General features: G+C 59.0%; 25 protein-coding genes. 10 read left to right on the forward strand and 15 right to left on the reverse strand.

What is annotated here, in order from left to right; translation table 11 throughout:
- Positions 1–113 precede the first annotated feature (113 nt).
- From ACID345_RS20640 to ACID345_RS25925, 3 genes are all read left to right on the forward strand, one after another.
- On the forward strand, positions 114–1,058 hold the full coding sequence (locus ACID345_RS20640; RefSeq protein ID WP_041855946.1) for a DUF2157 domain-containing protein: 945 nt from the start codon (positions 114–116) through the stop codon (positions 1,056–1,058).
- On the forward strand, positions 1,055–2,254 hold the full coding sequence (locus ACID345_RS20645) for a hypothetical protein (protein ID WP_041855947.1): 1,200 nt from the start codon (positions 1,055–1,057) through the stop codon (positions 2,252–2,254). Before ACID345_RS20640 ends, ACID345_RS20645 begins: the two co-directional genes overlap by 4 nt.
- Positions 2,255–2,349: 95 nt before the next feature.
- Positions 2,350–5,421: a serine/threonine-protein kinase gene (locus ACID345_RS25925; protein WP_011524779.1), complete on the forward strand. Its 3,072-nt coding sequence runs from the start codon at positions 2,350–2,352 to the stop codon at positions 5,419–5,421.
- Positions 5,422–5,429: 8 nt separating this feature from the next.
- Here the strand turns inward: ACID345_RS25925 and ACID345_RS20655 are convergent, their stop codons facing one another.
- Together ACID345_RS20655 and ACID345_RS20660 are read right to left on the reverse strand one after the other, a co-directional pair.
- Positions 5,430–5,945, reverse strand: a complete 516-nt coding sequence (locus ACID345_RS20655; RefSeq protein WP_041855948.1) for a DinB family protein — start codon at positions 5,943–5,945, stop codon at positions 5,430–5,432.
- Between the two features lie 61 nt (positions 5,946–6,006).
- Positions 6,007–7,344 (reverse strand): metal-dependent hydrolase family protein, encoded by a 1,338-nt coding sequence (locus ACID345_RS20660; protein WP_011524781.1) that lies wholly within the window; start codon positions 7,342–7,344, stop codon positions 6,007–6,009.
- Positions 7,345–7,465: 121 nt separating this feature from the next.
- On the opposite strand from ACID345_RS20660, the gene alaS reads away from it, so the two are divergent.
- Together alaS and ACID345_RS20670 are read left to right on the forward strand one after the other, a co-directional pair.
- The gene (gene alaS, locus ACID345_RS20665; protein WP_228370683.1) at positions 7,466–10,723 is read left to right on the forward strand and encodes an alanine--tRNA ligase; all 3,258 of its coding nucleotides are present in this window, start codon (positions 7,466–7,468) and stop codon (positions 10,721–10,723) included.
- 152 nt (positions 10,724–10,875) lie between these two features.
- Complete coding sequence (locus ACID345_RS20670) at positions 10,876–12,264, forward strand: SGNH/GDSL hydrolase family protein (protein ID WP_011524783.1); 1,389 nt, start codon at positions 10,876–10,878, stop codon at positions 12,262–12,264.
- A gap of 45 nt (positions 12,265–12,309) precedes the next feature.
- On the opposite strand, the gene ACID345_RS20675 is transcribed toward ACID345_RS20670, so the two are convergent.
- Positions 12,310–12,735 carry a YraN family protein gene (locus tag ACID345_RS20675; protein ID WP_228370684.1) on the reverse strand — a complete coding sequence of 142 codons (426 nt, stop codon included), beginning with the start codon at positions 12,733–12,735 and terminating at the stop codon, positions 12,310–12,312.
- 41 nt (positions 12,736–12,776) lie between these two features.
- On the opposite strand from ACID345_RS20675, the gene ACID345_RS20680 reads away from it, so the two are divergent.
- On the forward strand, positions 12,777–13,991 hold the full coding sequence (locus tag ACID345_RS20680) for a PP2C family protein-serine/threonine phosphatase (RefSeq protein ID WP_011524785.1): 1,215 nt from the start codon (positions 12,777–12,779) through the stop codon (positions 13,989–13,991).
- A gap of 103 nt (positions 13,992–14,094) precedes the next feature.
- On the forward strand, positions 14,095–14,628 hold the full coding sequence (locus tag ACID345_RS20685) for a dihydrofolate reductase family protein (RefSeq protein WP_011524786.1): 534 nt from the start codon (positions 14,095–14,097) through the stop codon (positions 14,626–14,628).
- Positions 14,629–14,635: 7 nt separating this feature from the next.
- On the opposite strand, the gene ACID345_RS27080 is transcribed toward ACID345_RS20685, so the two are convergent.
- From ACID345_RS27080 to ACID345_RS20700, 4 genes are all read right to left on the reverse strand, one after another.
- Positions 14,636–14,788 (reverse strand): hypothetical protein, encoded by a 153-nt coding sequence (locus ACID345_RS27080; RefSeq protein WP_085954929.1) that lies wholly within the window; start codon positions 14,786–14,788, stop codon positions 14,636–14,638.
- Positions 14,789–14,907: 119 nt separating this feature from the next.
- A complete protein-coding gene (locus ACID345_RS20690; RefSeq protein ID WP_011524788.1) occupies positions 14,908–16,293 on the reverse strand; it encodes an acetyl ornithine aminotransferase family protein in 1,386 nt (461 codons plus the stop codon).
- Positions 16,294–16,606: 313 nt separating this feature from the next.
- The gene (locus ACID345_RS20695) at positions 16,607–17,008 is read right to left on the reverse strand and encodes a hypothetical protein (protein WP_011524789.1); all 402 of its coding nucleotides are present in this window, start codon (positions 17,006–17,008) and stop codon (positions 16,607–16,609) included.
- A 44-nt stretch (positions 17,009–17,052) separates the two neighbouring features.
- Positions 17,053–17,316, reverse strand: coding sequence for a hypothetical protein (locus tag ACID345_RS20700; RefSeq protein ID WP_011524790.1), 264 nt, complete (start codon positions 17,314–17,316; stop codon positions 17,053–17,055).
- A 109-nt stretch (positions 17,317–17,425) separates the two neighbouring features.
- On the opposite strand from ACID345_RS20700, the gene cysS reads away from it, so the two are divergent.
- A complete protein-coding gene (gene cysS / locus ACID345_RS20705) occupies positions 17,426–18,913 on the forward strand; it encodes a cysteine--tRNA ligase (protein ID WP_011524791.1) in 1,488 nt (495 codons plus the stop codon).
- Positions 18,914–19,167: 254 nt separating this feature from the next.
- Positions 19,168–20,343 carry a VWA domain-containing protein gene (locus ACID345_RS20710; RefSeq protein WP_011524792.1) on the forward strand — a complete coding sequence of 392 codons (1,176 nt, stop codon included), beginning with the start codon at positions 19,168–19,170 and terminating at the stop codon, positions 20,341–20,343.
- Here the strand turns inward: ACID345_RS20710 and ACID345_RS20715 are convergent, their stop codons facing one another.
- The 7 genes from ACID345_RS20715 to ACID345_RS20745 form a co-directional block, all read right to left on the reverse strand.
- Positions 20,344–21,300 carry an EamA family transporter gene (locus ACID345_RS20715; protein ID WP_011524793.1) on the reverse strand — a complete coding sequence of 319 codons (957 nt, stop codon included), beginning with the start codon at positions 21,298–21,300 and terminating at the stop codon, positions 20,344–20,346.
- A gap of 58 nt (positions 21,301–21,358) precedes the next feature.
- Positions 21,359–21,928 (reverse strand): CDP-alcohol phosphatidyltransferase family protein, encoded by a 570-nt coding sequence (locus ACID345_RS20720; RefSeq protein WP_011524794.1) that lies wholly within the window; start codon positions 21,926–21,928, stop codon positions 21,359–21,361.
- A complete protein-coding gene (locus ACID345_RS20725; RefSeq protein WP_011524795.1) occupies positions 21,925–22,290 on the reverse strand; it encodes a hypothetical protein in 366 nt (121 codons plus the stop codon). The genes ACID345_RS20720 and ACID345_RS20725 overlap by 4 nt, the downstream gene beginning before the upstream one ends.
- A 107-nt stretch (positions 22,291–22,397) precedes the next feature.
- Positions 22,398–22,739: an STAS domain-containing protein gene (locus ACID345_RS20730; RefSeq protein WP_011524796.1), complete on the reverse strand. Its 342-nt coding sequence runs from the start codon at positions 22,737–22,739 to the stop codon at positions 22,398–22,400.
- Between the two features lie 77 nt (positions 22,740–22,816).
- Positions 22,817–23,017: a hypothetical protein gene (locus tag ACID345_RS20735; protein WP_041855951.1), complete on the reverse strand. Its 201-nt coding sequence runs from the start codon at positions 23,015–23,017 to the stop codon at positions 22,817–22,819.
- A gap of 73 nt (positions 23,018–23,090) precedes the next feature.
- A complete protein-coding gene (locus tag ACID345_RS20740) occupies positions 23,091–23,507 on the reverse strand; it encodes a c-type cytochrome (RefSeq protein ID WP_011524798.1) in 417 nt (138 codons plus the stop codon).
- 2 nt (positions 23,508–23,509) lie between these two features.
- Positions 23,510–24,355 (reverse strand): hypothetical protein, encoded by an 846-nt coding sequence (locus tag ACID345_RS20745; RefSeq protein ID WP_011524799.1) that lies wholly within the window; start codon positions 24,353–24,355, stop codon positions 23,510–23,512.
- 208 nt (positions 24,356–24,563) lie between these two features.
- Between ACID345_RS20745 and ACID345_RS20750 the strand changes: the two genes are divergently transcribed.
- The gene (locus ACID345_RS20750) at positions 24,564–24,998 is read left to right on the forward strand and encodes an ExbD/TolR family protein (protein WP_011524800.1); all 435 of its coding nucleotides are present in this window, start codon (positions 24,564–24,566) and stop codon (positions 24,996–24,998) included.
- Here the strand turns inward: ACID345_RS20750 and ACID345_RS20755 are convergent.
- Positions 24,995–25,888, reverse strand: coding sequence for a substrate-binding domain-containing protein (locus tag ACID345_RS20755; protein WP_011524801.1), 894 nt, complete (start codon positions 25,886–25,888; stop codon positions 24,995–24,997). The two genes, ACID345_RS20750 and ACID345_RS20755, sit on opposite strands and share 4 nt — an antisense overlap.
- Positions 25,889–25,955 lie beyond the last annotated feature (67 nt).

A 25,955-nucleotide genomic window follows, 5' to 3' on the forward strand; every position in this document is an offset into this window, starting at 1 on the left:
ACGGCAGCCATAGGGGTCCTTCGACTGCGAATCCGCATCGGTAGGCGGATTCTCCGCTCGGGATGACAAGCGCGCGTAAGTAGCAGACAATGTGCTCGTCCGAAAAGACAGCCATGACTATCCTCACCCGCCTCGAGCAGTGGAAGGAACAAGGCGCCATCTCGCCGGAGCAGCACAAGTATCTGTCGGGCCTCGCTCAAGGCGATCCGTTTTCTCTTTTTCTTGAATTGAACGTTTTGCTCTATGCCGGGGTGCTGGCGTTTGTCGGCGGCCTAGGCTGGACGGTGACCACATGGTCGCGGCAACTCGGCGATGTACTTGTTCTGACCGTTCTTACCGGCTTGCTCGCGGCTGCGTTCTGGTATTGCTTTTCGCGCGCAAGTGCGTGGTCGCCGCAAGAAACACCTTCGCCGAATGCGATCTTCGATTACGTGCTCTATCTCGGCGCGCTGGTTTGGGGCATCGAACTTGCTTATATCGAGCAGCGGCTGCACCTGCTCTCCGGGCAGTGGGACGACTATCTCCTCGCGACTGCCATCCTGTTTCTGTTCCTCGCCTATCGCTTTGACAATCGCTTCGTGCTCTCGCTCGCTCTGTCGTCGCTGGCAGGATATTTCGGTCTCACGATTTCGCGCTGGCCGGAGCATCAGGACGCGACCTATCGGCAATATGCGCTCATTTATTGCGTGGTCGTCGGCGTTGTCGCGGTGCTACTGCAGCGTCGCGGTCTGAAGCCGCATTTCCTCGGCACCTACATGAACATTGTGGCCAACGTGCTGTTCTGGGCGTTGCTCTCTGGCGTGTTCCAGCGGGAAGGCTACGGCCTGTGGTTTCTCGCCCTACTTGTCGCGTGCGGCGCATCTCTCGGCTGGGGGTTGAAGCGGCGGCAGTTCGTCTTCGTCGCTTATGCCGCGGTATATGGGTATGTCGGTGTAAGCGCAGTGCTCCTCCGGAACGTATCGGATTTCAGCGCGACCCTTGCCTATTTCGTATTCACCGCGAGCGGAATGCTGGTGGCGCTGGTGGTGATCGCTCGTCGCTTCGGGAGGCACGCGTGAGAATCTACAGCGCCGATAGCGAAGAGAACCTGCGCGCCCGCAAACTCCTGAAGGACTGGACCGGCGAAGGCTTCCTTACGAAGGAGCAGCGCGAGCGTCTCGACAAGGAGACCGTCGTTGAGTTGCGCACCACGAACATCTTTCTGCGGATCGTTTTATTCGTTTTCACCGTACTTTGCGTGGCCGCCGCCGTCGGATTGTTCTTCGAGCTTTTCCTTTCCCACGCCCGCGAGCAAACCATCGGAGCGTTTCTCCTGGTCTTCGCTGTCGGTTCTTATGCGGCCGCCGAAGCGTTGGTTTCGGGCACGCGTTTTTATCGCCACGGCATAGAAGAAGCACTCACTGCCTGCTCGGTCGCTTTTCTGTGCGTGGGAATGTTCACCGCTTTCTTCGGCTCGTACACGGCGAGGCCGCTCGAGTGGATCGCGCTCGCTGGCGGCGCCGCGCTTTCGCTCTGGATATGGCATCGCTTCGGGCTCTGGTACGGGTTCCTTGCAGCGATGATTTTTGCAATTTTTTTGCCGGCCGACTGGACCTCGTCCGCGTCGGTGAAACATGTCCTTGTCGCCGCCTTCTATGCGATTGGACTGGCATGTATCTCCGCTGTTCGCACGCGCCACCGCTTCGATTTTCTTGACGGAGAATATTCTCTCGCCGAAGCGTTGCTCTGGCTGGGCATCTACCTGGCGATCAACCTCAAGCTTTCGTCACTCGATTCCCTCTCGCATTTTGGGGAACTTGGCATTCGCGACTATTCCGAGTTCTCGAAGCCTTTCTACTGGACGACCTGGGTTCTCACCTGGGCTCTCCCACCACTCATACTCGCACGCGGGATTCGCAGCAAGGACCGCTTTGTCATGGGAGTAGGCGCTATCACGGCCGTCTTGACGCTCGTCACCAACAAACCGTATCTCGGCTGGGAGCGGCATACCTGGGACCCGATGCTGCTCGGCATTTTGTTGATCGGCATCGCGCTGTACCTTCGGCGCTGGCTCGCACGGATGCCTGGCGGAGTTCGTCGCGGCTTTACCGCTGCGCGTTTGTCCGGGAAGGACAAACAGTGGATGAATGTCGCATCACCTGCATTGGGACTCGTATCGGCTCAAGCCGTTACATCCGGCGCGCAAGCGAGCAGCGCGGGATCTCCTTTTGGCGGTGGTGCTTCTGGCGGCGGCGGCGCGAGCGGCAATTTTTAGGTCGCTCACCCTCAACTCCGGCTCTGGCAAGCCTTTCGTTGACTGTCGCCAGCGTGCTCCGTAAGATGTAGCCACTCTCGGGGGCAACTCTCCATTTGATCGGGCAGACGATATCGCACTACCGCATTGTCGAAAAACTCGGCGGCGGCGGCATGGGAGTGGTGTACAAGGCGGAAGACACGCGCCTGCACCGCTTTATCGCGCTCAAGTTCCTACCCGATAACGTAGCCGCAGATCCGCAGGCTCTGGCGCGCTTTCAGCGCGAGGCGCAGGCCGCATCGGCGTTGAATCATCCGAACATCTGCACCATTCACGACATTGGCGAAGAGAACGGCAAGGCCTTCATCGCCATGGAGTACCTCGACGGCGTGACGCTGAAGCATTTGATCGAGGGGCGTCCGCTGGACATGGAGCGACTGCTGCCGATCGCCATTGATGTAGCCGATGCACTCGACGCCGCGCACGCCGTGGGCGTGGTGCATCGCGACATCAAGCCGGCGAACATCTTCGTGACCAAGCGCGGGCACGCGAAAATCCTCGACTTCGGCCTGGCGATGGTGTCGCCGAGGAGCGAATCCGCGACGGTAATCGCTTCAGCGAACACCATGTCCGCGGCCATCGCGAAGGAACAGCTCACTAGCCCAGGCTCGACGCTGGGGACCGTCGCATACATGTCGCCAGAGCAGGCACGCGCGAAGGAACTCGACGCGCGCACCGATCTGTTCTCGTTTGGTGCGGTGCTCTATGAGATGGCGACGGGCACGCTGCCCTTCCGCGGCGATAGCACCGCGACCATCTTTGACGCCATCCTGAACCGCGCGCCGGTCGCGCCGGTGCGACTCAATCCCGATCTGCCGGCAAAGCTCGAAGACATCATTAACAAGGCCCTGGAGAAAGACCGCAACCTGCGCTACCAGAGCGCCGCAGAGATGCGTGCCGACTTGCAGCGGTTGAAGCGGGATACCGAGACGGGCCGCAGTTCGATACTCACCGAGCCGACAGAGGAAGAGTCATCGCGCACCGAAGCAGTTCCCAAGGCGGCGAGCACCCCGAAAACCCTCGCAGCAGTAACGTCCTCGTCCACTCCCGCGAGCAGCACGCAGATCGTAGTGCAACGCAGGACGGTGGGCGTGGCCGCGATCATGGTCGCGGTTCTGGTTGTGGCCGTGAGCGTGGGCGCATTCTTCCTGTTCCGCGGCAACAAGCCGAGCAGTGGGACCGCGAGCGGTAAGCCGCACAAAGCCGTGGCTGTTCTCTATTTCAGCAATCTCACCCAGGACCCCGCGCTGAACTGGCTCGACAATGGCTTGACCGACATGCTCACCACCAACCTGGCACAGGTGAAGGGACTCGACGTCCTCGCCAGTGATCGTGTGATGAGCGCCGTGCAGAAAGCCAGCAAAGATGGCAAGACGCTCGATCCCGCGCAGGCGCAGAAGATCGCACGAGACGCCGGCGCGGACACATACATTACCGGCGCTCTGCTCAAGATTGGCCCCACGCAGTTGCGTCTGGACGTCCGCGCGCAGGACACCAGCACCGGCCAGATCGTTTACAGTGACAAGCTCGAAGGCCAGGATGTGCAGAGCATCTTCGGCATGGTGGACCGGCTCACGGCGAAGCTCGCCGGAAGCTTCCTGCCGGAATCGGAGGCCCCGGAGAAGGGTCCCGCGATTGAGGAAGCATCCACGTCCAACGTGGAGGCTTACAAGCACTACCAGCAAGGCGTGGATGCCTCGACCCGATACCTCTACGCAGACGCGATCCGTGAGTTTGAGGCGGCCGTGAAGCTGGATCCGAACTTTGCCCTCGCTTACATGGCGTTGGCAGACGAGTACAACCAGGTGGGCGACACTGAGAAGCGCTTCGAATCTTTCCAAAAAGCGCAAGCTCTTCGCGCACGCCTGCCGCGCTACGAGCAGCTCCGGCTGGGAGTGGCCGAGGCAGACCGTGCTGGGGATCCGCTGGGCCTGATCCAGGCGCAGGAGGCGCTCGTCGCCGAGTTCCCGCGCGACGGCTTTACGCGTGGCGTGCTTGCGTCGCAACTGAACAATGCCGGGGAACCGGAGAAAGCACTGACCTACATCGAGGAGGGCCTCAAGCTAAACCCGAAGGAGGAGGTGCTGCTTAATTTCCGCTCGTATATCCTCGCCAATCTCGGCGACTTCCCCGAAGCGTTGGCTTCGAACGAAGCCTATATGGCGCTGCGTCCTGGAGATCCGAACCCGCTCGATACCCATGGCGACATCCTGTTCATTGCCGGGAGGGATGACGAAGCCCTCGCCGCCTATCGCAAGGTGATGGAAGTGAGACCGGATTTTGGGAGTTCCAGCGAATATTTCAAGCTTGCGGTGGTGTATACCGACCAGAAGAAGCGAGACCTGGCAAAGATTGCCACGGACCAGTTCGCGGCGAAGACTAATGCGCTTACAAAAGCGTACCTCCCCGCGTTCGAAGCACAGTTCCAGCAGAGTAATGGCGACTTCGACGGCGCGATCGCAGGGTATAAAGACGCGGTAAAAAGACTGAAGGCCGCCAACCAACTCGGCCCCGCGGGACGATTGATAACTCCGGTGGTGATCCTTTCTGCGCTAACCGGCAAGACGAAGGAAGGGCTGGCGTTTGCGCAAGCGCAGAAGCTGGACGGCTATGAACTTACATCCCTGGCGCTGGCGCAACGGTTGGCAGGAGACCGCGACGCAGCCATGCAGACTCTGCAGAAGCGTATGACCGTGCAGCCCTGGACCTCACCGCGCGCCATCGAGTTCAACCAGGCCGGCCAGGAAGCTGAAGCAGCCGTGGAAAGTGGAGACGGCGCCGGCGCACTCTCCGCTTTGGGTCCATATGTGAAATTTCACAATCCGCCGCTGTTGTTCATCCGTGCCCGCGCGCATCTGTTGACCAAGGACTACAGTACGGCAGAAGCGGAGTTCCGGGGCGCGATCCGCATTACCCGTAACATGGCTAATTTTGGGAGCATTCTCAATCGCTTACCCGCCATCGAAATGCTCTCGCACTTCTATCTCGGCCAAATCTATGACCAGACCGGAAAGCGCGACCAGGCGATCAACGAGTACCAGGACTTCCTATCCCACTTCGAACACTCGTCGGCAAAGTTGCCGCAAATTGAAATCGCGCGCGCGGCCGTGAAACGGCTGATGCAGTAATTGGCGATCTACTTCAGGTAGCGTTCCCGCAAGATTTTCAGATGATGGGCGACATGGCCCGGAATGATGTAGGCCAGGGCGCGTACCGTGAAGCGGTTGTCGCTGGCAATGCCGCTGCGCGTCCACGCATCCTGCGGGAGATTGCGGAAGAACGAGAGCGTAGCGAGGCGCACGTTGCGCAACTCGTCGATATGATCGTGCCACGGGATGCTGTTCGCATTGGCGCCTGCAGCGGAGATCTCCTGGTCGTAGCTCGGCAGCGGAGCTTCGAAGCCGCGGGCAAACCAGAGTGCACGGAATACGAAGGCGCGCTCGGTGTCGGTAACGTGGTTCAGCATCTGGCGGATCGTCCACTTCCCCGGTTCGTAGCGATGCAGGGAGCGCTCGTCCGAGATGGCGGTGAAGACGGCGTCCACCTCTTCGACTTGGTGGTCCATCACGGCCTGCGGGTCGTCGCCCGGCACCAGGTTGATGTACTTCCAGTAATACAGGGCAGCTTCGGATTCTTGTGGGCGACCGATCATACAAAGAGCATGAGGCAAAAGTGATGCGGGGCGCAAGACATTGCGCCCCTTTTACAACGAATTATTCGATTGCAGCGACCGCCGTATTCGCGATCTTGTCCTTGTAAACCACCCCGCCCTTCATCACGAACTGCACGTTCTCCAGCGCCTGCACGTTCGCGAGCGGATCGTCGCTGACGGCGATGATGTCGGCGAATTTCCCGGCTTCGACGGTGCCGACGTCTTTACTGCGGCCGATGAGGTCGGCGGCATTGAACGTGGCGGCGCGGATCGCCTGCGCAGGGGTCATGCCGAATTGCACCATGTATTTAAACTGCTTCGCGTTGTCGCCGTGCGGGTAGACGCCGGCGTCGGTGCCGAACGCCATCTTCACGCCCGCTTTGAACGCCTTCTCAAAGTTCTCGCGCTGGGTGCGGCCGACCATCTTTTCTTTCTCGACGTTCGCCGCGGGCAGGCCGAATTCAACGGCTTTGCCGAGAATGTAGTCGTCGTTGTAGATGTCCATGACGAAATACGTGCCGTGCTCCTTGGCAAGCGCGATGTCTTCGTCGTTGGCGAGCGAGGCGTGCTCGATGGAATCAATGCCCGCGAGTATGGCGCGCTTGATGCCTTCGGCGCCGTGGGCGTGCGCGGCAACCTTGCGGCCCGCAGCGTGGGCTTCGTCGGCGGCAGTTTTAAGTTCTTCAAAGGTGAATTGCGGCGCGCCGGGGCTATCGCCTTGCGAAAGGACGCCGCCGGTAGCGAGGACTTTAATTACGTCAACGCCGTATTTCACCTGCGCGCGCACCGTCTGGCGGACCTGGTCCACACCGTCAGCAATGCGGAAGTCGCGCTGGTCGGGGAACAGGGTGACGCGGGTTTCGGGCGAAAATCCGTTCACGTCGCCGTGTCCGCCGGTGATGGAGAGTGGTGGGCCGCTGGCAACCACGCGCGGGCCGGAGATAAAGCCATCATTGATGGCATTGCGCAGGTCCACGGCGGCAAACGGCGGCGATCCGACATCGCGCACCGTGGTGAATCCCGCGAGCAGCGTGGAATGTGCGTTACGCACCGCGGCAAACCCCTCGGTGAACGGCGTTCCCTTGAAGTAATTGATGGGATCGTAGCGGTCGGCGCGCGCGGTCAGGTGGGTGTGGCAATCAATCAGGCCGGGCAGCACTGTAGCGTTGCGGAGATCGATAACTGTCGATCCGTTCGGGATCGCGAAGCTCCCGGCTTCCACGGATTTAATACGGTCGCCTTCCACGACGATGACCACATTGTCGCGACGATTGTCGGAGGTGGCGTCGAAGAGGTGGCCGGCGCGGATGTAGGTGACCTTGGGCACGGGCTTCGGCTTGGGTTGTTGCGCGAAAGCAAGCGTGGTGAGTAAGAGCGCGAGCACGAACTTGGTTTTCATTGCGGAGGATTATAGCGGGAGGTAGAGAGAATGAGGCGATAGGGGTCCTTCGACTCCGAACGCTTCGCGTGCTGCGCTCAGGATGACAGGGCGGTGCCTGATAAAATACTCGTTTACGCCCATGATGACAGGCTCACAAGTACGCCGCCGCTTTCTGGATTTCTTTATCTCCAAGGGCCACAAAGAGGTCCACTCTTCGTCGCTGGTGCCCGCCAACGACCCGACGTTGCTGTTCACCAACGCGGGCATGAACCAATTCAAAGATGTCTTTCTCGGAGTCGAGAAGCGCGACTACAACCGCGCTACTACCTCGCAGAAGTGCGTCCGCGCGGGCGGCAAACATAACGACCTGGAGAATGTTGGGTTCACCAACCGTCACCATACCTTCTTCGAGATGCTCGGCAACTTCAGCTTTGGCGACTACTTCAAGAAGGACGCGATTGCCTACGCATGGGAGCTGGTGACATCGCCTGACTGGTATGGGATGCAGCAGGACAAGCTCTACGCGACGATTTTCAAGGGCGAGAACGGCGTGCCGCGCGACGACGAGGCCTACCAGCTCTGGCTCGACGTGGGTGTCCCCAAAGAGCGCGTCTTCGAAATGGGGATGAAAGACAATTTCTGGGCGATGGGCGACACCGGCCCTTGCGGTCCGTGCTCGGAGTTGCACTACGACATGGGCGTAGCTTCGTCCGACAAGAAGAACCCGGAGTGTGCCGCGGGGGAATGCAAGTTCCCGTGCGAATGCGGGCGGTATGTCGAGATCTGGAATTTGGTGTTCATGCAGTTCGACCGCGATGCCAGCGGCACACTGAATCCACTGCCGAAGCCTTCGATTGATACCGGCGCCGGCCTGGAGCGCGTGACGGCGGTGATGCAGGGTGTGGTGTCGAACTACGACACGGATTTGTTTACGCCGCTGATTAAGCGCGCGGCGGAACTGACCGACGTTGACGAGAAGAGAGAAGAAGCGAAAGAGTCGCAGTCGAAGAGCGCAGCCTCGTTGCGAGTAATCGCCGACCACTCGCGGGCGGCAACGTTCCTGATCAGTGATGGCGTGATTCCGGCCAACGAAGGCCGCGGCTACGTGCTGCGCAAGATCATTAGGCGCGGGATTCGCCACGGACGTCTGCTCGGACAGAACAAACCGTTCCTGCACGACATGGTCTATGCGGTACGCGACCTGATGCAGGATGCGTATCCGGAGCTGAAAGAGACAGCGGACCGGGTGGCGAAGACGGTACTGGCAGAAGAGACACGGTTTGCGAACACACTGGATATTGGGCTGAAGAAACTGGATGAAGACCTCGCCTCATTGGCAGAGACGACTCGGGAATTGGGCCGGCTTTCGTGGGAAGAGCCAAAGCCCGTCGAATTTGCGCTTAAGGAAGTTGCTCGCCATGTCTTTGTGGTCGCGCAGATGCTCAGTCCGGGTATGACTTTTGACACGCCCGGTCATGGTTTCTTACTAAGAAGAGGTATTTACCGGGCCTGGATGGATTTGAAGGCTGTCGGGCTCGACAGAGTCGTGCGACTTTCCGAGATTGCAGAGGCGCTCTCGGAGGGCGAAACCGGACGTGTTCAAAGTGTTGCTAAGAACCTAGCACACACTAAGCAGATCCTAGACGCAGAGCAGGAACGACTGCAGAGTGCCTCATCTCAACTCGAGTTCGAATTGGACGCTATGGAAGCTGAGAAAAAGCTCGCAGAAAATCCTGAAATGCTCGCTGAGCAAGTGCGAGAGGTATTCGGACCCGCTCTCGAAGAGAAGGTAATCAATGAGCTGCGCGGCAAACTGCAAAGCCGTCCCGTCTACTCAGGCGACAAAGCTTTCAAGCTTTACGACACGTTCGGCTTGCCGCTCGATTTCATGGTAGATGCCGCACGCGACCAAGGGATCGAATTCGATCAGGCGGGCTTCGACGCGGCGATGGAATCGCAGCGCGAAACGGCACGCGCCTCTTGGAAGGGGGGATCGAAGTTAAGCGCCAGCCCTATTTATAGAGAACTTGCCGAGGAGCTTGGAACGAAGCCATATCCCGGTCAACTTGCTGGCGGACATCCAATGATCACTCCACAGTCGATCTTTGTCGGATACACCAGTACTGAATTCAAGGGAGCCACGGTGCTGGCAATCATTTCGAATGGGGCAAGTGTCGCTCAGCTAGCTCCGGGAGATGTCGCGGAGATGGTTCTCGATTACACGCCGTTCTATTCGGAATCCGGCGGACAGATTGGCGACACTGGCTGGCTCTACGATTCCACGGGCAATACGGTTGTCGCGGAAGTCGAGACGGTACAGTCTCCGGTGCAGGGTGTTCGTGCGCACAAGGTGACGGCGCGGCAGAACATCGCCGTCGGCGACAAGCTGAATGCCGTCGTCAATGCCGACGTCCGGCGCGCGACCATGCGCAATCACACCGGTACGCATCTGCTGCATGCCGCGTTGCGCGAGGTATTGGGCAAGCACGTGAAGCAGGCGGGATCGCTGGTGGATCCCGCGAAGCTGCGCTTTGATTTCTCGCACTTCACCGGAGTGGCGGATGAAGAACTGCAGGACATTGAAGACATCGTCAACAAGGAAGTGCTCAAGAACGATCGCGTGGAAGTGATCGAGAACGTGCCGATTGACGTCGCGGTCAACGAGTACAAAGCGATGGCACTCTTCGGCGAGAAGTACGGGGACCGGGTGCGGGTAATCAAGATCGGCGATTTTTCGACCGAGCTTTGCGGCGGCACCCATACGCTGGCAACCGGTGAGATCGGCCTGATCAAAGTGCTTCACGAAGGCAGCGTGTCGAGTGGCGTGCGGCGTCTTGAGGCCGTTACCGGCGAAAATTCGGTGCGGCACTTCCGCAAAGATCACGAACTCGAAGGCGTGGTTTCGACGATCGTACGTCCGTCGGAAGGCCTCAGCCCGGCGCAGGCGTTGAAGTTCGAGCTTGACCGGCGCGAAGAAGAGATTAAGAAGCTGCGCAAAGAACTCGAGCAGTCGAGGATGAAGTCGGCTTCGAGTGCGGTGTCGTCGGCAACGGAGAGCGCTCGCGAGGTAAAAGGCATCAAGGTGTTGGCCACGCGGGCTGACAACATTGACCGCAACCAGATGCGCACGCTAATCGATAACCTGCGAAGCAAGCTTGGTTCCGGTGTGATTGTGTTGGGGTCAGTGCAGGATGGCAAGGTTGCGCTGATCGTGGGTGTGACCAAGGACCTGACGTCGAAGATCCAGGCCGGCAAGATCATCGCGCAGGTAGCAAAGCACGTTGGTGGCTCTGGGGGCGGGCGTCCGGACATGGCGGAAGCGGGCGGAAAAGACCCGGCGGCGCTGGACGGTGCCTTAAATGCCACCTATGGCATTGTGGACAGCTTGCTTTCGTAGTCCAAAACCGTCACAATCCGATGTCATTTTGGGAGAAGCCGCTGGTTTCTCCCTCTCCGTTTGTCGGCAAGTTGTGTACGCTCTAAGTTCCTGAAAATCGCACCATTTCAGGAGGCGGCTCTTTGAAGCGTTCATTCCCAAGAGAGTGACCTATGATCAAGCTATCCCCTCGTCGGCGTGTTGCAGTGCTCGCGACCCTCGTGATTTGCGGGCTCCTGGTTTTTCTAATCGCCTGCAGTGATAATTCGAGCAGCAATAACAACAATCAGCAGCGCAGCACCTTCTCGGTGGTCATGTTCGCCGGAGACTCGCTGACGGCGGGCTTCCAGAGCGGCTCTCTGTGGCAGAAGACCCAGGTGAACGGCTGGGCGCCACTGGTAGCAAAGCAGGGCGGCTTCCAGATTATTCAGCCACTCATTGCTGATCCCGGAATTCCTGCGGCGTTGGAACTTGTCAGCCTCGGACCGCCGCCGGTGATCCAACCCATGCCGGGTACTTCGAGCGGTCGTATCAATCAGCTCATGTGGCCGACGGACGTCGCGGTGCCGGGACACACTTTGTCTGACCTCATCAACTACGCGCCGGTGGTGCCTCCGGCGACGAACGAGGACATCATCACTGACGTAGTGCTTGCCTATCCTCCGGGACAGACGCACACGCAATTGCAGCAGGTGGTTGATGCGAACCCGACGACGGTCTTCGTCTGGATCGGCAACAACGATGCGCTGGTTGCGGACTTCGCCGGCACGCCAGCGGTAATGACCTCGGTGGCGGACTTCACCACGCAGTTTACGAGCATGATGAACACGCTGAGTTCGAAGACGACTGCGAAGATCCTGGTTGGGAACGTGCCGGACGTGACGTCTGTGCCCTACTTGTTCCCCGCACCGGTGGTGGTGGCGCAAGTGCAGGGTATCCTCGCCGGGTATGGGGTAAATCTCGACGCGGTGACGCTTAGCACAATGCTGGGCGTTGGGCCGGGCGACTTCGTCAACCTCGAACAGGGTGTGCAGACAGAGGTTCCAGCGTTTGTCGCGACTCTATTGGGTGGCGGCTCGCCTTCGCCGTTAAGTGACGGTGCGGTCCTTTCGGCCACGGAAGTGGCTCAGGTTCAGGCGAACGTGAATTCCTACAACGCTGTTATTGCAGCGCAGGCTGCGTCGGCGGGCGCGACGGTGGTGGATATCCACGCGGTGTTTGCCGCGACCGGCGATTGCCGCATTCCGGTGCTTCCATGCACGGGCGTGCCGATCAACGGCTACCCTGCATCCAACGCCTTCCTCGGCGGTCTGTTCAGCCTGGATGGCATCCACCCGACGAACACGGGCTACGCGATCATTGCGAATGCGTTCATTGACACGATGAACGCCAGCTTAGGGACGTCGGTTGCCGATGTGGATGTGTCAGCAGTGGCTGCGGCCGATCCGCTCTTCCCACCGAATTTCCCGGCTCCTGGCGCGGCGCACGCTACCGCGTTGAAGACCGGCCAGATTCCGAAGGGAATTCCAAAGGCGAATTACGAGATTTTCCATCGCCGGTAAGAGAGTCTTCTCAACTACAGGCACGGCTTAACGCCGTGCCTTTTTTCATTCACCGGACAAAAGGAACGCACTCTTGAGGATGGTGATTTCCGGCTTAGGACGGTCGAGATAGACGGTGACGATGTCGAAACGCGTAGGCGTGTTCTCGGCGCATTGGCGCAGGTAGTGACGCGCGACGCGGCGGAGATCATTGCGCTTGGTGTCGTCTACGGCGGCCTCGGCGGTGGCGATGTCGCGGGTAGTGCGGGTCTTCACTTCGATGAAGCAGAGGATGCCGCCGTTCCAGCCGATGATGTCGAGTTCGCTCTTATGCCAAGGAGTGCGGAAGTTGCGGGCAACGATGGTGTAGCCGTGTTTGCGCAGGAAGAAGTAGGCGAGTTCTTCGCCGCGGCGGCCAGTCTTGAGGTGTTCGGGCTCGTCCGGCTCGGGAAGAATGGCGTCGAGCAAACGCACTGCGAGTTGAGTGAACACGCGCACGACGCCAGAGTACCCGACGCGCCCAGCGCAAGGCTGTGACGCGTGAACCCATCGAGTGTGCGGTAAGATACCGGGACACGTGGGGAGGATCGGCCATCAAGCTTTTTGCGAAGTGGAATACCGGATCGACGAAGCGGGCATCGTTCTGGCAGAGCCTGACGGGACCGTCGCGCTTGATCTTCTTCGCGGCGGTGTTTTTTACGTTTTCCTGCCTGGGCTTCCTTAATGTGATGACCACTCCGCTGCGGCAGCCCGCATGGCAGATTGTGGCGATGGTGCTCGGCAGCGCCATTTTTGCGATCTTCTACGCGTGGGCGGGCGTGCTGCGACGGTGGTGGTGGATGATCGTTGTCGCCCTGTCACAAGTGGCGTACTTTACGGTGGTCGTTAGATTCGGAGGGCAGCGCGCCTTGCTGCTCGACCCGCATTCCGAGACCCAGGTCCAGCTCTTTTGGATGAGCCTGCTCGGCAAAATAACGTTGATTGCCGGCTACACCTTCTTCCTCATCTTCTTCGGGCGCGAAGGCGTTCGCTACTTCCAGGCGCATGCGGAAATCAAGCTGGCGCAGGAGATCCACCAGCGGCTGGTACCGACCATCGAGCGGCAAATCGGACGCTTCTCTCTGTACGGAAACTCGGTGCCAAGCGGCGAGGTGGGCGGCGACCTGGTGGACCTGGTAGAAGGCGGGAGTTGGACGGCCTACGTTGCCGATGTCTCCGGGCATGGCGTGTCAGCGGGCGTGCTGATGGCAATGTTTAAGACAGCGGTCAGAACCACCGTGGTTGCCGATAGCCAGTCAAACCTGATGCTCGATGCAGTGCACCGTGCTTTATATCCGTTGAAGACGCCGAACCTGTTCGTCACCGCCGGCGTGTTGCACTGTGATTCCGCGGGCGCTTTTAGTTTGTCGCTCGCAGGACATCCTCCGCTGCTGCATTACAGAAAATCAACGAGTGACGTTGTAGAGCATCCCGCCATGGATCTTCCGCTGGGAATCCTGCCGGAGCAGAGTTTTCAGAGCACGCGCATCACGATGGAGAGCGGCGACCTGCTGGTGTTGCTGACCGACGGCTTCACGGAAGTCTTCGACGACAAGAAGAACGAGATGGGTATCGAACCGGTGAAGGCCACCGTGCAATCGAACGCAGCACGCCCTTTACCGGAAGTATTCGCCGCGGTGCGCAAGATCGCGCTCGCCTTCGGCAAACAGGAAGACGACCAGACCCTGCTGCTTATCCGAGCTAACTGACTGGTAGTGTCTCAGTCTGAACCTCGGAGTTGAGAAACGGAATGCTGGTGATTGGCCACTCCCGCAGTGCAGCGCAGAAGAATTTGAGTAGGAGACTTGCGGCATGGCGAAACTTGTCTTCGGAATGAACCAGTCTCTGGATGGCTACGTCGACCACATGAAGTTGGGGCCGCCTATGCCCGAGGCCTTTCGTCACTTCCTCGAACACGTGCGTGGCCTGACGGGCTGCATATTTGGCCGCAGCCTGTACGAGATCATGCGTTATTGGGACGAGGACCTTCCCGACTGGGACACGGACGATCACGAATTCGCAGCGGCGTGGCGAAGCAAACCGAAATGGGTCGTGTCGCGCTCGCTCCAGTCAGTTGGCCCCAACGCCACGCTGATCGCGGAGGACTTCAAAGGCGCAATACGCAAGCTCAAGGCAGAAATGGATGGTGAGATTGACGTTGGCGGGCCAATCCTGGCGCAAAGCCTGACCGAAGCCGGTCTTATCGATGAGTATCGGCTCTACCTCCGCCCCGTCGTGCTGGGGAGCGGTACGCCATTCTTCGCGGGCCCTCGGCCGCCTCTCCACCTGGTGGCCAGCGATCTCATCGTCGAGGACCTGATTCGGTTGACTTACGTTCCTGCGTAATCGCGCACTAACCGGCACGCTTGAAAAACTGCACCGCGCGTTCGTGCTTCTCAGCAGCGGCACGCGTCGAGAATGTGCCGAGGTTGCGGCGCTTGCCGGTTTTCGTGTCCTTCTTCTTAGAGTAGAGCCGGAATTTTCCTGACGACATTTTGCGGATCATAAAAACTTGGATGTCAGGTGGGCGGCCACGCGATGCCGCCAAAAAAGAGGCGTGACTTGCGCCACGCCTCGGAGGGTAAAGCATGCGTGCCCCGGGAAGAGCACGCGTTCGAAGAAAACCTAGGAACCGACCTCTTCGCCCGCCTTCTTGCCCTTTTCGTGCAGGGCCGCGACGTTGAGGATGCACTCTTCGAGAATGTCGAGAGCGATGTCGGCTTCTTCCTTGGTCACGATCAGTGCCGGTGCGATGCGCAGGGTGTTCGGTCCGGCGCCGAGGTAGAGAATGCCTTTTTCGAAAGCGAGGTCAACAACCGCGTCGCGCAGTTCGCCCGCAGGACGCTTGGTCTTCTTGTCGCTGACGAACTCGACACCGAGCATCAGGCCATGGCCACGGACGTCGCCCACGAGCGGCATCTTCTCGGGCCACTTCGAAATGCGGTTCATGATGTGCTTGCCGACGGTCTCGGCGTTCTTCACGCCTTCGCGCTCGAGAACATCGAGCGTAGCGAGTGCCGCAGCAATCGCGACGGGATTCCCGCCGAACGTGGAAGCGTGCGAACCCGGGACCCAGTCCATGATCTCGGCCTTGGTCAGGCAAACGCTGAGTGGCATACCGCTGGCAATGCCCTTGGCGATGGTGATCATGTCAGGCTCAACACCGGTGTGCTCCACCGCCCACCACTTGCCGGTACGACCGCAGCCGGACTGCACTTCGTCGCAAACCAGCAGGATGCCGTGCTTGTCGCAAATCTTGCGGAGTTCCTGCATGAACGCCGGAGGCGCAGGCAAATAGCCGCCTTCACCCTGAATGGCTTCGACGAAAATCGCGGCGACTTCTTCCGGAGCGATGTCGGTAGTAAAGACCTTCTCCTCGAGGAAGCGCGCGACGGAAACGGCGTATTCGTTCGCGTCAGTGCCTTCTGGACGGCGGTACAAATTAGGATACGGGATGTGCGTCACACCCGGAACCAGCGGCGAGAAGCGGCGATGCTGCTGCGGCTTCGACGCGGTCAACGACAGGGCGCCCATGGTACGACCGTGGAAGGCGCCGTAGAAAGCGATGATGTGCTGGCGCTTGGTATGGTAGCGCGCGAGCTTCAGGGCGCATTCGATGGCCTCCGCGCCCGAGTTGCCGTAATAAACCCGGTGCGGTCCCTTCATCGGGGCGATCTTCGAGAGGCGATCACCGAGGGTGATCATAGACTCGTAATAGAAATCCGTGCCCGACATGTGAATGAGTTCGCCGGCCTGCTTCTGGATGGCGGCGACGACTTCAGGATGGCAGTGGCCGGTCGAGGTCACGGCGATGCCGGAAGAGAAGTCGAAGAACTCGTTGCCGTCCACGTCTTCAATCACCACGCCATGGCCGCGCTTGGCGACCAGCGGGTACGAACGGGTGTAGGACGGCGAAATGATGCGGGCATCGCCCTCGAGGACGCGCTGGGCGTTGGGACCGGGTAGCTTGGTGCGAATCTTGGGGCCGGCAGTAGTAATTGCGGTGGACATGGTAGTTCTCCTTCGTTGCTGGGCGCGGGTAAGCGCGGCGGACCGAGGCCGGGCGTGGAAGCGGGACAGGTTTGTCCGCTGGTGCACGCAAACAGAAGTGATGTAGGTGAGGAGTTAGTCGCCCGAGAAGAGGTTGGGACGGGCTTGCGATGGGGCGAGACGAACGTCAGCGCGGGCTGAAACAGGCCGCGACCAGGCGTTACGCTTCAGGAATTCCAAATAGCCCATCATCGATTTACTCCACAACGATTATAGCCCCGTTTAGTGCCAAAAAGCACCCCTGAAACCGGAGCTTCGCCAGTACCGGAGGTAACTATCCGGAGGTCGCCGCGACAGAGGTTGCGCCACCGGAAAGCAGGTATTGCACGGTGTGGACGAGGTCGGCAGGAGGCACATTGATCTGCAAAACCGCGTCTGCGGCTTCAGTGTGGCGGGCGGAGTCGTCATACATCACCACGAGCCGGACCTGCGGACTTCGGCGCCGGAGTGCGATGCTGATCTTCAGACGGTCCGACGGATGGACGAGGTGGCCGAAGATCGCCAGCCGGACGTCATTTTCCGCAGCGGCGGCCAGCGCTTCCTCTACCGATGCGCTTACGACTGGGAATCCCGCACCGCTCAGAATCGTCTCGCGAACGGAGAGGTGCTTCTGATGAATCCCGATGTTCAGGACTACCGACTTTCGTTTGGATCTCCGGAATGCTCTGCTGCTCATGGGCCTGCCCCTCCGATGGAATTTGGTGTCGATCGGAGCGAGATCTAAACGCGGAGCGGAGCGACCCACGCAGCTACCTCGACGGGAGGCGCCTGTGCAAATGGAAGCAGTCCATGGATGACTTTGCGGAACGGGAGGTCGTAGAGATCGTTCGAACCCAACAGGACGGAGATCGCGACGACGGCGAAGAAGAAAGCCTCGAGGTTGAGCGGAGTCGCCGGATCAAGGTCTACCTGGGGCATGACCAAAATCCAGTAGATCGCGAACATCACGATCAGCAGGACCCACCTTTGCCATCCACTTCGCACCGAAGCATTAAAAGACAAATCGGGATGCGAGTCAATACGTTCGCGAGTTGCCCGATGGTACTCATCTTCCCTAGAATCAAGGATTCACCACTCGATAGGAACCCTCGCAATGGCGCTTGAGCTTTTCAATACCCTGTCCGGCAAGATCGAAACCTTCCAACCGCTGGAAGACAACGAAGTCCGCATGTATGCGTGCGGGCCTACGGTGTACGACTACGGGCATATTGGCAATTTCCGGACTTTTATCGTGGTGGACACGCTGCGCCGCTTCCTGAAGCAGAGCGGCTACAAGCTCAAGCACGTGATGAACGTCACGGACGTGGACGACAAGATCATCCGCAACGCCGCGCGCGACGGCAAAACCGTGCAGGAGTACACGGCAAAGTATCGCAAGGCCTTCCTCGAAGACTGCGAGGCGCTGAACATCGAGCATCCAGAGTTGCTGGTTAACGCCACCGACCACATCGACGAGATGGCGCGATTCATCAAGCGGATGGAAGACCTGGATGTCGCGTACAAAACAGAAGACGGATCGTATTATTTCCGCATTGCGAAGTTCCCCGAATACGGCAAGCTCTCGAAGAAAGATTTCGCCGGCATGAACGACGGCGCGCGCGTGGACGTGGACGAATACGAGAAGGACAACGCCCGCGACTTTGCCCTGTGGAAGGCTCCAAAGCCGGGCGAGGCGAAGTGGGACACGGTGATTGGGTCGGGACGTCCGGGCTGGCACATTGAGTGCTCGATCATGAGCATGAAGTACTTGGGCGAGTCGTTCGATATCCATCTTGGCGGCGAAGACCTGGTCTTCCCGCACCATGAGAACGAGATCGCGCAATCCGAGTCAGTAACGCATAAGAAGTTCGCGAATTTCTGGGTGCATTCGCGTTTTCTGCTCGTCGAGGGCCAGAAGATGTCGAAGTCGCTCGGCAACTTCTTCACGGTGCGCGATCTGATCCTGATGGGACACAAGCCGTCGAGCATTCGGTTCCTGCTGATGTCGGTTCCCTACCGCAAGCAGTTGAACTTCACGTTCGACGGGCTGAAGCAGGCCGCGATCTCTGTGGACCGTTTGCGGAACTTTAAACGCCGAATACAGACAGAACCCTTCGCCGAAGGCACGAACGACAAGATCGGGCTAATGGCGAATGAAACGATCACGAAGATAAAAGCGGCGCTCGACAACGACTTGAATACCGCCGAAGCTCTTGCGCCGATCTTCGACCTGGTACGTGACGTGAACGCCGCAGCCGATGCGGGCGAGGTGAAGCGCGGCGATGTGGCGTCGTTGCTGGAAGCCCTGCAAAAGTTCGACGAGATCTTCGCGGTGCTCAATGACGACGACTCCGGCAAAGTGAAGTTCGCTGTCGACTGGGCGAACCAAGAAGGCAAAGCCGACAAAATCAGCGCCGAGACCGCCGAGATGGCGAAAGCTGCTGGCCTGAGCGATGAGAAAGTGGAAGCGCTGGTGGCCGAGCATTCGGCGGCGCGGAAAGCGAAAGATTTCAAACGCTCGGATGCGATTCGCGCCGAGCTGATGGAGAGCGGGATCATCCTGGAGAACACCAAGGATGGCGTGCGGTGGAAGCGGAAGTAATTCACCGCGTATTCATGATCCGTTCATTTGCATGAAATTGGCCGGCCTTAATCTGTGTGCATTAACCCCGAACGTGCGGCGGTGAAGCGAACGCTACAACCGCCGCAATCGCGTTCGGTTTATTGCAGTAGGCCCTCCTGGACACACAACCCGCTGACCCCTACGCCGCCCTCCCTGGGCGGTTTTTTGTGACTTACATCTTTTTACGGGGATAAGATGCCAACGGTCTTTAAGCTTGGCAGTCAGATAAAACAATGAGCAACGTCCGCATCCTTCTCTGCCCCTTGGTGGGCTTTTGCCTGCTTGCCTCCATCGCGACGGCACAGGACAAACCGACGCTACGCACTTCGTCTCCACCGGCAGAAGAGCGCCAGCCAGAAGCACAGCCTGACACCCCGTCGTTTCACGTTGAGGTAAAGGAAGTCACCCTGCCGGTGACGGTGCGCGACAAGCACGGCAAGATCGTCCAGACGCTCAATAAAGAAGACTTCAGCCTGGTGCAGGACGGTAAGACGCAGACGATCACCCAGTTCCGTCGCGACACCAAACTGCCGCTGACGCTTGGCCTTTTAGTGGATACGAGCTACAGCGTGCGCGACGAGTTGCCGGCCGAAAAAACGGCAAGCGAGAAGTTTCTCGACGATATGCTGGCGCAACCGAAAGACCAGGCGTTCCTTATCCACTTCGACCGCGAAGTGGAGTTGATGACGGACCTGACCTCGTCGAAAGACAAGCTGCACAGGGGCATTGGCGAGTTGGAGACTTCCGGCCCTCCATCGCAAAGCAGTAGCGATGACGGCCAACGCCATCGGCGGGGAGGAACGCAGCTCTACGACGCCATCTACCTGGCGGCATCCGAGATCTTGCAGAAGCAGCAAGGGCGGAAGGCAATCGTCGTTCTTACTGATGGCGAAGATCGCGGCAGCAAGGAAACTCTGACCGACGCAGTGGAGGCAGCACAGCGCGCGGACGCGATTGTCTATGCGATTTACTTCAAGGGAGAGCAGGAGCAAAGCCGGTGGGGCAACGGAGATCACGGTAACCGTGGCGGCATGGGTGGCCCGCGGATCGGCTACCCAGGTGGAGGTGGCGGTTATCCGGGTGGTGGCGGCGGACGATACCCCGGCGGCGGTGGTGGTCGCGGTGGCGAGCAACGCGAGGCTCGGTTAGATGGGAAGAAGATCCTGACCGAAATCGCGAGCAAGACCGGCGGACGGATGTTCGAAGCCAGCAAGAAGGAGAACGTCGAAGCAATCTATGCGCAGATCGCCGAAGAACTGCGTAGCCAGTACGTGTTGGCGTACACGCCGGACCATTCCAGTGCCGATGCCGGCTATCACCGTGTAACCGTTGCGGCGAAGGACAAAGAACTGAAGATCCAAACCCGCGAAGGGTTCTACATCCCCGAACAAACCACGGCAACGAAGTAGTTAATCGCCAGTGGTTTCCACTTCGACCATCTGAACCGCGGGTGCGGATTTCACCTTCGCAATGGTGACCATCGCGACCGCGGCCACAATCACGACCGAACCCGCGACGATGTACCGGTCGATGGTCTCGTGCAGCACCGCCCAGCCGAGAAAGACAGCGACAATCGGGTTCACGTACGCGTAGGTGGCGACCTTGGGCGTCGGCACGTGCTTTAGCAGCCAGATGTAAGCAGTGAATCCGACCCACGATCCGAAGACGACAAGATAGAGAATTGCGCCAACGCCGCGGTGGGTCCATCGAATGTTGTGTTGGCGCAGTGCAAGGCTGATGCACAGGTTCACGGTGCCCGCGACAATCATCTCGTAGGCCGTCGCGGTAATCGGATCCACGGTGAACTTCGATTTCCAGCGGCGCGAAAGCACCGTACCATTCGCCCAACAGAACGATGAACCGAGCAGGCTGACGGCACCAAGCAACTGCATGCCACCGCGGATTTCGGGATTCATGAGCTTCGGCCAGAAAAGCACGCCCGTGCCCACTACGCCCAGCGCAAGTCCGATGATTCCCCGCCCCGAAGTCTTGTCTCCCTTGTAGACGAAGCTCTCAAGACAAAAGATCCAGATCGGTGTGATCGCGACGATCAACGATGCGAAGCCCGTTGCTACATACTTCTCTGCCCACGTCAAACCTGTATTGCCGCACACCAGCAGCAGGAAGCCAACCATCGCGAGACGACCAAACTCCTCCCAGGAAACGCGAATCTTCTTTCGCATCAGGGCGCAGGCGCCGAGCATGAGCGTGCCCGCTATCAGGAAGCGCATGGCACAGATGGCGGCGGCGGGGATTTTTTCGTCGTCGGCGATGCCGATGGCTAGATACGTGGAGCCCCAGAACACATACACCAACCCAAAGGCGAGGATCACTTGCAGGCGATGCCGGCTCTGGACTTCTGTCATGGGGATGGGTTCAGTGTATCGCGATAGCAGATGCCCCGATGGAGCGGGAGGACTCCGCCTATTTAGACGCGGCTGAAGTCACCTGGTGCAAACGGTAGCCTACCAGGTACAGATAGTGCAGGGCTGAGAGACAAGTGAGCGCGAAGACCGTCCACAGCAGGTAGTCTTTCCCAACGTAAATCCAGTTACGATCCACAACTTCATTCAGCAGAACCAGGAAGAGGGCACCGACCTGGGCAACCGTATTGAGCTTCCCGAGAAAGCTGGGACGGAAGTCGCGCAGCGGCGTGGTCACGTAAATCAGCGCACAGAGCATGAGAATGCAGATGTCGCGGCTGAAGACCACCACCGTAAATCGCCAAGGAATGATCTGCCGAAACGACAATACAAGGAACAGTGACGACAGCAGAAGCTTGTCGGCGATCGGGTCGAGGTATTCGCCGAGGGTGCTGCGCTGTTTCAGCCAGCGTGCGAGCAGGCCATCGAGGCCATCGCTCAATCCGGCAGCGATGAACAGCCCAAGGGCCCATTTGAAGTTGTAATCGAGCACGTTCGTGATCACGAACGGCACGAAGATGAGGCGCGCCAACGTGAGCTGATTGGGAACAGTCCAGAACCGCCAGATCACCGGCGGTTATCCCCGACCAGGAAATCGCTCGCGTCGTGGCCACACTTCACCTTGAATCGTTCCACCATAGAAGGCATGTCGCCGTTGCGCTCGTCCACTTCCATCCGCTCAATGCGGTGCATGGGGAAGAAGACAGCCGACGCGGTGACCGCATCGCCATCGCGTATCTGGCGGACGAAGTCCTCGAACGATTCGAGGCCGATGCCGCGGACGCTGACGCCAGCCTGTGAGATAGCGATAATCGCGCCCCAGAACTTCTCACGCGGAGCGCTCAAGGTGATGAGGACCGGCGCGCTGGGAACGAAAACGTCTACAGGGTCGTTCGGCGACGAGGCCCGGGGTGAACCGCTGTCTTTTGCCATGCTGGGATTGTGGCGCGGTTCGCCCTGCGATGCAAGACTTCCGCATTGAAAGTCTTTGGGGGGTGTCGAAAGGGTAGGTACTGCGCGGAAAGGCTATGAAGTTCGGCCTAAGCGGCGAACTCCATAGCACGGCTACCATTCAAAACATTGAGTTCGCGGTCGAGTTGGGTCAATTCGAGCAAATCCCGGACAAACGTTACCGGGTTCATCAGCACGAATTCGTGCCCGCGTTCGCGCGCATACAGGTGGAGCGAGGCCAAAGTACCCAGTCCGGCGCTGTCCACATCGCGAACATGAGTCAGATCGAGCACCACTTTCTTGTGCTTTTCGATCAGCGCCCGCACCGCCTCGGCCAACGTTTTAGCTTCCTCATGGAAGACGATCCGGCCCTGGCAGTGCAAGATGGCGGTCTGCTCTCCCGATCGCGGGTCGAGCTGTAACTGCAACATAATTCCTCCGTCACACATATAGACGAAAATCGATGGCGTTTGGTTCCGTTTGTTTGTGTCTGGACTGTGAATCTGCGTTAACAGGCTGCGGGATCAAGCACTTCGGAGCGGCTGCTCCAGGGTGTGACGACATCTGCGTGGTGGCGGTGAAAAGCGTAGGGATCCCGCAGGGCTTCGACGCCGATCAGCTTTTCCAGCAGATTCGAAGGCGAAATTCTGCTGCCGGAGTGCGGCGCTCCGGCGCTGAACGTAGGCGCAGCCAGCGGAAGAAAGGGCATGTGCCATTGTTTTCCGCCGGCAATTACATGACGGTGAACGTCAATTAAAGGGCCCGTGAATCCCGCAGAGTATTCAGTAGGTTAACCAGGCAACATCGGATGCAGGATGCTGGCGCTGCAGTTCACGCAAGTAGGTGACAATCTGCCACCGCTGCTGCTCGGGCAGCGAGCTCCAGGAAGGCATACCGTTCCACAGGCTGCCATTACGCAACAGCCATTGCAGTTCTCCGTCGCTTGCGCGACGCACCCGGGCGGAGACGAGCGCCGGTTTACCGTGCTGCCCCGCACCTTCCTTGCCGTGACATTCGGCACAATGTTCCTGGAAGAGTTTTTCACCAGCCCGCACCGCGTCGGGCGAAGTGGCGAACGGGTTGGCGCGGCCGCGGTCCTTGTCTGGAACATGCGAGAGCCATTTACCGTCGCCGACGTAGGCAAAGCAAAGCAATGAAGTGATCAGTAAGAATGCAGTAAGAAAAATTCGTGAACGCATGATTAATGGCTCCGGTGGAAGACCTGTCCCAGTTCATAGCTGACGCCGAGGCGCATCATGAAGCCGACACTCTTGTCGTTGAGTCCGAATGTGGGTGAGATCTTCACGGTGGGACCGTTTGGCACCGCCCATTGCACGATGGGGGCAAAGTACTGCGATGTATCGTGCAGGCCAGCTGAGTAACGGTCTCCCAGACCGCCATACATTTCCCCGCCAAGCGCAAAGCGCTCGCGACAGAAGCTGCATGGGCTCGACGAAGCCGTCAGTGCCAGCGGGCGGCTGAGTCCGACGGCGTAACCGAATTCCCACGGCTCGTTGGAAAGATTCTTCGTCATGATCAGGTTTTCGGAGAGGTTCCATCCTTTGAAATTGCTGGACAGGATGAGCTTGGTCTCGAGTTCGTGCTTCCGCTCGCTACGGTCCGTGCGCTCGGTGACGTCATCAATGCCGTCATGGCCTTCGATCTCCAGCAGCGATTTGTCGGCGCTGTTGACGTTTTCGAACTCGACGTAGATCACCGGGTTGATCCAGTGTTCACGCATCAAGGGACGGAAACGGTTCTCCCAGCGCCAGCCAGTGAACACGGTAGCTTCATCCACCGTGGACTGTCCGGAGAGATAGAGCTCGGTCGTCCACCAGGCTTTGGCCCCATATTCGAGTTCGAGCGTGTTGGAGAGGAACCCATTGCCGCCGGCAGGCGTCCCGCCGATGGTTTTGTTTTCGATCTCGAAGTTTCCGGGTTCCTCGAGTTGATGAGAATAAGTGACGAAGTAAGTCTCTTGCGCGCGCAGGGAGAGCGCAAACAGAAGGAGTACACAAAAAGAAAGGGTCGAACGAAGCACGGCCATATTCCTAACCACCGTAGTAATTGAAAATGAAATTCAATTTCATTTTCAACTTGGCCAGAATACGGGAACGCCCCTCGCCCGGCAATCACACATTCGTCCAATGGCTAACCTTCGTACCCCAAATGGGAAATCCGACCCTGAACTGCGCTCGGGAGCAACTCGCGCAAGCCCGGTGTCTAAGCATGGAAAGCAATTGAGGAGACCAACGATGGCAATGCTTCCAAGCAACTCCAATAGCCCCAAAGCCGAAATGAACGTCACGCCGCTCATCGACGTATTGCTCGTCTTGCTGATTATTTACATGGTGATAACGCCGCTGAATTCGCAGGGTTTAAAGGCCTTGATCCCCCAGCCGACGCAACCCAATTCCCCTGCCGCGCCGCATGAGAATGACGCCGTCGTGGTGCAGGTGCTTGCCGGGAACGGCGATACTTTGCTGAAAATCAACAATGAAAGTGTCACTTGGGAAGGGCTGGAACCGCGACTCAAGGCGATCTTCGCGCCTCGTGTCGAACGCGTGGTTTTCGTAAAAGGCGATGCAAGCGTTGAGTTCGAACAAGTCGCGCGAGTGGTCAGTCTCGCGCACAGCGCGGGAATCGATCACGTTGGGTTGCTGACGGCGAAGGTTGAGTCGGCGCGCTAGCGCTTCGGCATCAACGCGCCGAGCGGCGGATACGATGTTGGCGTGGTGAAGCTGCGCTCGAGCGGTTGCGACTTCAAGTCAATCGCTTTGGCGAGCATTTCGATTGCCTGGCCTGCATTCGGCGGAATGACAACGGTAGCGGCGAGGAGCCCGCGTCGGACCCAAGCCTGGCCAGTGTTCGGCATTCCGTCGCACCCGATATACGGCAAACTGAGCCAATTATCGCGGTTGGAATGTTCTTCGAAGGCCTTGCGGGCGCCGAGTGCCATGGAGTCATCCTGCGCGGCGACGAGCCCAATGCCGAGGTCCTTGGCGATGGCGAGACGGAGCCACGAATTGACCGCCTGCGTTGCGCTCTGCTCGGTCCACTGCGCCTTCATAGCGCGGATCTGGATGTTGGCCGGCTTGGTTTCCATCATGCCGTTGGTGCGTTGTTGCGCCGCATCGCTTCCCGACGGTCCCTGGATATAAAGCGCGGTGCCACCTTGCGGCAGGAGCGCCGCCATCTGGCGACCCTGGATGCGGCCCACATCTTCGTGATTCGTGCTGATCGCGAACGACGGGACCTGGAACGAGCGACGCAGATCGCTGAGATAGTCCACTTCGCGATTGAGTACGACCCATCCGATGCCAGCCTGGGCTGAGGCCCGCGCAACCTGCGCGAGGGCTGTGCCGACGGGTTCGAAAATGACGGCATCCGGACGATGCTCGACAGGCGCCTGAACACATTTCAGGATCTGCTGGCTCTGGTTCGAAGGATCGTTTTGTGCGTCAAGGATCAAGAGTTCGGCGCCGAGCCGGCGAGCAGCTTCCTGGGCGGCGGTTGCCTGCTCGATCTGGTAGTCATTGTCTCGGGTAGTGAGGGAGAGGACGATGTTGAGCTTCTTCATTGCCTTAAGATCTTCGCACCCATCCTACCGAGTGCGCCCTCGAAGCGCACCTGTTTTCTCTGCATGC

The sequence above is a fragment of the Candidatus Koribacter versatilis Ellin345 genome (assembly GCF_000014005.1).
Taxonomy (GTDB): Bacteria; Acidobacteriota; Terriglobia; order Terriglobales; family Acidobacteriaceae; genus Korobacter; species Korobacter versatilis_A.

Coding starts and splice junctions, on each gene's coding strand:
- ACID345_RS20640 (WP_041855946.1), top strand. CDS start 114: ATGACTATCCTCACCCGCCTCGAGCAGTGGAAGGAACAAGGCGCCATC.
- ACID345_RS20655 (WP_041855948.1), bottom strand. CDS start 5,945: ATGATCGGTCGCCCACAAGAATCCGAAGCTGCCCTGTATTACTGGAAG.
- ACID345_RS20660 (WP_011524781.1), bottom strand. CDS start 7,344: ATGAAAACCAAGTTCGTGCTCGCGCTCTTACTCACCACGCTTGCTTTC.
- alaS (WP_228370683.1), top strand. CDS start 7,466: ATGATGACAGGCTCACAAGTACGCCGCCGCTTTCTGGATTTCTTTATC.
- ACID345_RS20670 (WP_011524783.1), top strand. CDS start 10,876: ATGATCAAGCTATCCCCTCGTCGGCGTGTTGCAGTGCTCGCGACCCTC.
- ACID345_RS20685 (WP_011524786.1), top strand. CDS start 14,095: ATGGCGAAACTTGTCTTCGGAATGAACCAGTCTCTGGATGGCTACGTC.
- ACID345_RS27080 (WP_085954929.1), bottom strand. CDS start 14,788: ATGATCCGCAAAATGTCGTCAGGAAAATTCCGGCTCTACTCTAAGAAG.
- ACID345_RS20690 (WP_011524788.1), bottom strand. CDS start 16,293: ATGTCCACCGCAATTACTACTGCCGGCCCCAAGATTCGCACCAAGCTA.
- ACID345_RS20695 (WP_011524789.1), bottom strand. CDS start 17,008: ATGAGCAGCAGAGCATTCCGGAGATCCAAACGAAAGTCGGTAGTCCTG.
- cysS (WP_011524791.1), top strand. CDS start 17,426: ATGGCGCTTGAGCTTTTCAATACCCTGTCCGGCAAGATCGAAACCTTC.
- ACID345_RS20710 (WP_011524792.1), top strand. CDS start 19,168: ATGAGCAACGTCCGCATCCTTCTCTGCCCCTTGGTGGGCTTTTGCCTG.
- ACID345_RS20715 (WP_011524793.1), bottom strand. CDS start 21,300: ATGACAGAAGTCCAGAGCCGGCATCGCCTGCAAGTGATCCTCGCCTTT.
- ACID345_RS20725 (WP_011524795.1), bottom strand. CDS start 22,290: ATGGCAAAAGACAGCGGTTCACCCCGGGCCTCGTCGCCGAACGACCCT.
- ACID345_RS20730 (WP_011524796.1), bottom strand. CDS start 22,739: ATGTTGCAGTTACAGCTCGACCCGCGATCGGGAGAGCAGACCGCCATC.
- ACID345_RS20735 (WP_041855951.1), bottom strand. CDS start 23,017: ATGCCCTTTCTTCCGCTGGCTGCGCCTACGTTCAGCGCCGGAGCGCCG.
- ACID345_RS20740 (WP_011524798.1), bottom strand. CDS start 23,507: ATGCGTTCACGAATTTTTCTTACTGCATTCTTACTGATCACTTCATTG.
- ACID345_RS20745 (WP_011524799.1), bottom strand. CDS start 24,355: ATGGCCGTGCTTCGTTCGACCCTTTCTTTTTGTGTACTCCTTCTGTTT.
- ACID345_RS20750 (WP_011524800.1), top strand. CDS start 24,564: ATGGCAATGCTTCCAAGCAACTCCAATAGCCCCAAAGCCGAAATGAAC.
- ACID345_RS20755 (WP_011524801.1), bottom strand. CDS start 25,888: ATGAAGAAGCTCAACATCGTCCTCTCCCTCACTACCCGAGACAATGAC.